The organism is Mesorhizobium sp. M7A.F.Ca.US.006.04.2.1, assembly GCF_004022915.1.
GTDB lineage: Bacteria > Pseudomonadota > Alphaproteobacteria > Rhizobiales > Rhizobiaceae > Mesorhizobium > Mesorhizobium ciceri.
The window spans coordinates 1-6,093 of sequence record NZ_RZQA01000350.1 but is presented as its reverse complement, the minus strand read 5'-3'; the positions used below and the strand labels follow the sequence as shown (position 1 = coordinate 6,093).

Below are 6,093 nucleotides of genomic sequence, written 5' to 3'. Positions count from 1 at the left end.
GCGGGCGCACGGCATCGTGGCCCAGGCGGTGGGCGGCGGCGGCGGCCTGGCCGGCACGCTCTCCACCGGCGCTGCCGGTTCCGGCGGTGGCATCGGCGATGCCGCGGCGGCGACGGCGACGGCCATGAGCCAGGTCTGGGTCAAGGGTGCGAGCTCGTATGCCATGTTCGGACAGAGCGCGACCGGCATCGGCGACGCGCACGCGGTTACGCTGACCGCGGGCGACAGCCTGTTCGCGCAGGGTGCTGGTTCCGTGGCCGCCTACGGCGAAAGCACAGCCAACGGCGCGAAAGGCAACATCACCATCAATCTCAACGGTCATTACACGATTGGCGGCGCCGGAACCGGCGTTGCCGCCATGCTCGTCGGCGGCGCCAACAACGCGCTGACCAACCACAGCCTGCTCTACGCAATGGGAGCGACGCCGACATTCGAGATCCAGGCAGCGGATATCCAGGCATTCCAGACCTTCCTGTTGGCGCCCGGTCCCGTCGTGCCGACCAATGCGATCCTGGAATCGCTGCTCGACGATTTCAGTCCGCTGGCCATTACCGGCACGTCGGGTGATGACCATGTCGACAATTCGCGGCTGGACGACACGCTGGGACGCGTCATCGGCAACATCGATCTCGGCGGCGGCGACAACAGCTTCCACAATTTTGCCGATGCCTCGATGGTCGGACTGAAAACCATCGATCTCGGCGGCGGGCTGTTCACCAATGACGGGCTCTATACCAACCAGGGCATCGGCGTGGTGGCGAAGGTGGATGTCGGCGGCGGCTTCAAACAAAACCTCTCCGGCGATTTCGTCACCGATGTGGATCTCAACAACCAGATCACGGATGCCCTGGCACTAACGGCGGCCGGTGACTTCAACGGCGAAGCGCCGCTGAATTTCCTGTCGATCGATAAGCTGTTCACGGAATATGTGGTCGCCAATGGCTCGGGGATGACCGACTCCGGCATAGCAGCGAAGACCTTGCATCCGGCAGTGGGCTTCAACTTCCAGTTCCGGGTGGATGGCGGCACCGATCTCGTTCTTTACGCCGACAACCCGACATTCCTGGAACTGGCGCAGGATCCGGGGTCCGGCACCACCGATCCCGGCGTGTTCCAGATGGCGCAGTACCTTGACGATGTCGAGGCAGCATCGACCCCGGACAACCCGATGGCCAGGCTGATCAACATGCTGCGCTTCCTGCCCAATGAAGAGGAACTGGGTGCAGCATTGACCCGGCTCACACCGCATTATGCCGTGCATACGTTCGACATGATCAACCGCGAAGCCGACATGATGCTGGAAGCGGCGCGTGAGTGTACTGGCGTGCCTGCCTACAAGAATCCCGACGGCCGCTGCGTCTGGGCAACGATCAGCCCGCAGGCCGAGTACGGCCGCGACGCGGGTGCTGGCACTACAAGCCGCGACGACGTCCTGAAGACGATGTCGCTTGGCGGCATTGGCGAGATCGGCCAGAACTGGTCGCTTGGTGCCACGATCGGCCGCACAGAGTTCGATTCCAAGATCGGCTTTGATGGCGACCTGCTGTCGGAGACCACCGGTGAGGCCTGGCAGGCCTATGCGCTGGCCAAATATACCAACAAGAATTACTTCGTGGACTTTGCACTCGGTGGCGGCACGGGCTCGTTCAAGGGCGAACGCGACACCCATATCGACCCGGCATTCTACATTCCGGGCGAAACGTTGGTGGGTGATTATCTCGACGAGGTAATGCTGCCTGGCATCGGCAGCAGCGTCACCTACACACAGAAGACCGCGATGTTCGGCGGCTCGGCGCGGTTGGGTTTCACCCGGGAGATGGGCGCGTTCTATCTGCAGCCGACAGTGCAGTTCGACGCGCGCTGGCTGCGTGTCTCAGGCACGGAGGAGGGTTCGGTCGCCGCCTTCAACTTCGATGGCTCGGCCAACACCTACTATTCTGCAACCCCTGCAATCGAGATCGGCACCGACATCGCGCTCAGCGACATTGCCAGCCTTCGCGTCTACGGCAAGGCCGGGGCGGAGTTTTCCAACAAGGAGTGGGAAATCGAAGGTCGCTTCGCGGCGGCGGAGAATCTGCCTGGCAACCCCGCATTGCACTTGACGGAGGCCGTCGATTCGCCGCTCTATCGGGTCGGCGCCGGCCTTGAACTGAATGGCGTCAATGGCGTCGGCATGTCCGTCAGATATAATGGCGCCTTCGGCGAAACGGTTAAACAGAACGCGATCAGCGCGTCTCTCAAGGTCAGCTTCTAGCTGGCCCGAGGCGGAGCCGGGCGGGAGGGGTCTTGATGAGGAAGTTCGCGTATTTCGTGGCGATGCTGGGTGTTGCCTGCACCGTCGGTGTGCCGGCCGTTGCAGCGCAAACCAAGAGCGACAAGGCGGTCGCGGCACCGGCTGCCGCCGATGCGCCGCAGTTGCCCGGTGGCGCGTCGGCACTGTCCGAAACCCACGGCGACTGGACGGTCAATTGCCAGATATCAGGCGCGACCAAAACTTGCAGCCTGTCGCATCAGCAATTCAACAAGCAGAACAATCAGCGCCTGCTGGCGATCGAGCTGTCGAGCAAGACCGGCGAGGATGCCACGGGAACGCTTGCGCTGCCGTTCGGCCTGGCGCTGGCCAAGGGGGTGAGCCTGACCATCGACGATCAGAAGCTGGACGGCAGCCTGGCGTTCAACACCTGCCAGGTCGTCGGCTGTCTGGTGCCGGTGGTGTTCGATGCGACTGTCACGCCGCTGCTGAAATCAGGCACCACGCTGAAGATCGACGCTTTCGCGGCAGACACCGGACAAGCGGTGAGCTTTTCCATTCCGCTCAACGGCTTCGCCGGCGCACTTGCCCGGACCGCGGAGCTTTTGACCAATTGATGTGAGCCGCAGGACTTAAAGCGCGCGCCGCCTGAACGCAGTCTCGCGGCAGGGCGGTGCGTCACTGCAGCAGAACATTTTTCAGTCAAACGACGATTGTTTTAAGCCGTTCGGCGATCAGGGCGGCAAGCCGAGCCGCCACTTCGTCCTTGCTCATCTCCGGCCATTCCTCGACACCGGCCTTTGACACGATCCGCACCCGGTTGCGATCGCCGCCCATCACGCCCGAAGAGCCGACGCCGCTTCCCTGCGACACGTCGTTGGCAACGATGAGATCGGCGCCTTTCTTCTTGAGCTTGGCCTCGGCGTTGCGCAGGAGATCCTGTGTCTCGGCGGCGAAGCCGATAACCAGGCCGGGTCGCTGGCTGTGATGGCCGACGCCGGCGAGAATGTCGGGATTCTCGACCATGCGCAGCACCGGCGGCTCTTCGCCCGCGACCTTCTTGATCTTCTCACCGGCCGAGTTCTCGGTGCGCCAGTCGGCCACGGCGGCGACGAACACCGCCGCATCTGCGGGCAAGAGCCGTTCCACCGCGTCGCGCATCTCCTGCGCACGCTCGACGTGAATGGTCTTCACTCCGGGGGGATCGGCGATGCCGACAGGGCCGGAGACGAGGCGCACATCGGCGCCGAGCCTGGCCAGTGCTGCCGCGATGGCATGGCCCTGCTTGCCGGACGAGCGGTTGGCGATGTAGCGCACCGGGTCGATCGGCTCATGGGTCGGGCCGGAGGTGACGATGATCTTGCGCCCCGACAGCGGCCTGGGGCCGACATCGAGCAGCGCCTCGACCGCGGCAACGATCTCCAGCGGCTCGGCCATGCGGCCTTCGCCCGCCTCATTGCTTTCGGCCATCTCGCCCCTGGCCGGGCCGACGAAGGTGACGCCGTCCTTCTGCAGCGTCGCGCGGTTGCGGCGGGTGGCCGGATGCGCCCACATTCTGGGGTTCATGGCCGGCGCCATCAGCACCGGCTTGTCGGTGGCGACAAGCACGGTGGAGGCCAGATCGTTGGCGTGGCCGTTTGCGAGCTTCGCCATCAGGTCGGCGGTGGCGGGCGCCACCACCAGCAGATCGGCCTCGCGCGACAGCCTGATATGGCCGACATCGTGTTCGTCATTGCGGTCGAACAGCTCGGTGAAGACATGGTCGGCGGAGAGCGCGCCGACCGACAGCGTGGTGACGAATTCCTGCGCGGCCGATGTCATGACCACCCGAACCGCGGCCCCGCGCTCGCGCAGCCGGCGGATCAGATCCAGCGCTTTGTAGGCGGCGATGCCGCCGCCGATGATGAGCAGGATGCGCTTGCCGGAGAGGCTCATGCACCCTCCCAAGGATTGACTATGCTGATACCGCAATCGGAAAAGTCAGCAACATTTCTAGTCACCACCGCAAAGCCCCGCGAGCGAGCAACCGAGGCGATCTGTGCGTCAAATTCGCGTATAGGACGTCCCAGAAATCGTCTGTTCGAAACAATCTCCGCGTATGCTTCGGCTTCGCGGTCACCGAACGCGAGCACTGGGGTCTTGAGCCATTTGGTGAAAAAGGCCCCGATGACACTACCCAGTGCAGCCTTACGCGTTCCGTCCGGCATGTTCGCAAGCCCAACGAGCAGCTCTGCCTTGGTCATCACCGTGACATATGAGCGGGTCGCGAGCGAGCTATCCATCCAGGTAGCCACCCCTGCATCCGGCCGTGGTTTGAAGGTTTCCGAGATAACATTCGTATCCAGCACGAACATGGTTAGTCAAATTTCAGTGGCTCGCGCGTAGGGCCGCGCTCCGGCAACTCGACATCGAAACCGCCATGGGGCTCAACCAGCCTACGAATCGCGGCATAGAGTGACTCTCCCCGAGGGTCTTGGTCCACACCGTCCGAAAGAACACTCTTGGCAAGAACGCTACGCGCTTCCTCTTCCATTGAGACTCCCCTCACGGCAGCTCGCTCACGCAGTTTCTGCTTCACGTTGGTGTCGAGATTGCGGATGGTAAGTGTGCTCATGTTTTTGCTCCTTACCTCAACCTAGTCCATGAAAGCGTTGCTTTCAATGATAGCAATGCCGGCACTGCTGTCACCGAGACTCAGATCATCTTCCAGGCGATATAGACCAGCGTCAGCGCGATCACCCAGAGTGCCCAGCGGCCGGAACGGCTGTAGCGCGCTTCGGCCTTGCCGATGGCGTGGGCAGTGGTCTCGTCGAAGCGCAGGCCATGCTCGGCCATCAGGTCGATCTCGCGCGACAGCCGGTCAGTGCGCGCCGCAAGCTCGGGCACCTGGCGGGCCAGCGTCAGCAGCGCCTTGGCGCCATCGCGCGCATCCATCATCATGCCACGCGGCCCAAGATTGCCTGATATCCAGTCGCCGACCACCGGCTCGGCAGTCTTCCACATGTTGAAGGCCGGGTCGAGCGTGCGCGCCACGCCCTCGACCACCACCATGGTCTTCTGCAGCAGGATCAGTTCGGGCCGCGTCGCCATGTCGAAGAGCTCGGTAACCTCGAACAGCAGCGTCAGAAGCTTGGCCATCGAGATGGTCTCGGCCGGCTGGCCATGGATCGGCTCGCCGATCGCCCGGATCGCCTGCGCGAAGGCCGCGACATTGTGCTGGCGCGGCACATAGCCGGCCTCGAAATGGACCTCAGCGACGCGCAAATAGTCGCGCGTGATGAAGCCGTAGAGGATTTCGGCGAGGAAGCGGCGCTCCTTCTTGCCGAGCCGGCCGGCAATGCCGAGATCGACGGCAACGATGGTGCCGTTCGCCTCGACGAACAAATTGCCCGGATGCATGTCGGCGTGGAAAAATCCGTCGCGCAGCGTGTGGCGCAGGAACGACTGGATCAGGTTTGTGGCGATGGTTTTCAGATCGTGGCCCGCCGCGACCAGTCCGGCAATGTCGTTCATCTTCACGCCGTCGACCCACTCCATGGTCAACACGTCGCGGCCGGTACGCTCCCAGTCGACGGACGGCACGCGAAAGCCGGGGTCGTGCCTGGTGCTTTCGCCGAGCTCCGAGAGGGCCGCCGCCTCGAGGCGAAGATCCATCTCGATCTTGGTGGTCTGAGCCAGCGTCTGGGTGACCTCGACCGGCCGCAGCCGGCGGGACGAGGGGATGTATTTCTCCTGCAGGCGAGCGGCAAGGAAATAGCTTTCGAGATCCTGGAAGAAGCGGCGGCGCACGCCGGGCCGGATCACCTTGACCGCCACCTTGGTGGCAACGCCGTCATGCATGG

Annotated in this window: 6 protein-coding genes; 2 read left to right on the top strand and 4 right to left on the bottom strand. The window is 63.4% G+C overall.

Annotation, left to right across the window (positions count from 1 at the left end):
* Together EN925_RS19080 and EN925_RS19075 are read left to right on the top strand one after the other, a co-directional pair.
* Positions 1-2,254, top strand: a 2,254-nt coding sequence (locus tag EN925_RS19080; RefSeq protein WP_164894277.1) for an autotransporter outer membrane beta-barrel domain-containing protein, incomplete at its 5' end; no start/stop codon positions are given.
* A 35-nt stretch (positions 2,255-2,289) separates the two neighbouring features.
* Positions 2,290-2,868, top strand: a complete 579-nt coding sequence (locus EN925_RS19075; RefSeq protein ID WP_024502803.1) for an invasion associated locus B family protein — start codon at positions 2,290-2,292, stop codon at positions 2,866-2,868.
* Positions 2,869-2,953: 85 nt separating this feature from the next.
* Here the strand turns inward: EN925_RS19075 and coaBC are convergent, their stop codons facing one another.
* The 4 genes from coaBC to EN925_RS19055 all read right to left on the bottom strand — a co-directional run.
* Positions 2,954-4,186, bottom strand: coding sequence for a bifunctional phosphopantothenoylcysteine decarboxylase/phosphopantothenate--cysteine ligase CoaBC (gene coaBC / locus EN925_RS19070; protein WP_127368789.1), 1,233 nt, complete (start codon positions 4,184-4,186; stop codon positions 2,954-2,956).
* Entirely contained in the window at positions 4,183-4,605 is a 423-nt protein-coding gene (locus EN925_RS19065; protein WP_127368790.1) for a type II toxin-antitoxin system VapC family toxin, read from the bottom strand. Before EN925_RS19065 ends, coaBC begins: the two co-directional genes overlap by 4 nt.
* Positions 4,606-4,607: 2 nt before the next feature.
* Positions 4,608-4,865: a plasmid stability protein gene (locus tag EN925_RS19060; protein ID WP_013529622.1), complete on the bottom strand. Its 258-nt coding sequence runs from the start codon at positions 4,863-4,865 to the stop codon at positions 4,608-4,610.
* Between the two features lie 80 nt (positions 4,866-4,945).
* The coding region (locus EN925_RS19055; protein ID WP_128336806.1) for an AarF/UbiB family protein at positions 4,946-6,093 on the bottom strand (1,148 nt) is incomplete at its 5' end.